Annotated in this window: 1 protein-coding gene; it reads left to right on the top strand. The window is 65.3% G+C overall.

Annotation, left to right across the window (positions count from 1 at the left end):
• On the top strand, positions 1–926 hold a 926-nt coding region (locus SO139_RS46265; protein ID WP_498542164.1), incomplete at both ends, for a chemotaxis protein CheW.

A 926-nucleotide genomic window follows, 5' to 3' on the forward strand; every position in this document is an offset into this window, starting at 1 on the left:
ATCAAGGACACCGCGGTCTTAAGGCTGCGCAACAAGCTGTTGCCGCTGATCCACCTGAAGAAGCTTTTGAAGATCGACGACGGCGCCGCCAGCGATCCCGAGAACGGCTTCATCGTGGTCACCCAGGTCGGCAGCCAGACCTTCGGCATCGTGGTCGACGGCGTGTTCCACACCGAAGAAATCGTGGTCAAGCCGATGTCGACCAAGCTGCGCCACATCGACATGTTCTCCGGCAACACGATTTTGGGCGATGGCGCGGTGATCATGATCATCGACCCCAACGGCATTGCCAAGGCACTCGGCGCCTCCGGCTCCTCGGCCCATGACATGACCGACGAGAATGCCGCCCATCACATCGGAAGCGGCGAGCAGACCACCTCGCTGCTGGTGTTCCGCGCCGGCTCCAGCCAGCCCAAGGCCGTGCCGCTCGGCCTCGTCACGCGCCTGGAGGAGCTGCCCGCCGACAAGATCGAGTTCTCTAACGGCCGCTACATGGTGCAGTACCGCGAGCAGCTGATGCCGCTGGTCGCCATGGAGGGTGTCACCATCGCATCCCAGGGCGCCCAGCCGATCCTGGTGTTCGCCGATGACGGCCGCTCCATGGGCCTCGTCGTCGACGAGATCATCGACATCGTCGAGGAGCGCCTCAACATCGAGGTCGGCGGAAGCAGCGCCGGCATTCTGGGCTCGGCCGTGATCAAGGGCCAGGCCACCGAGGTGATCGACGTCGGCCACTTCCTGCCGATGGCGTTTGCCGACTGGTTCACCCGCAAGGAGATGAAGCCGTCGATGCACTCGCAGTCGGTGCTGCTGGTCGACGACAGCGCCTTCTTCCGCAACATGCTGGCCCCGGTGCTCAAAGCCGCCGGCTACCGCGTCCGCACCGCGCCGACCGCGCAGGAGGGGCTCGCCGCGCTGCGCGCGCA

Source organism: Bradyrhizobium sp. UFLA05-89 (genome assembly GCF_059803475.1).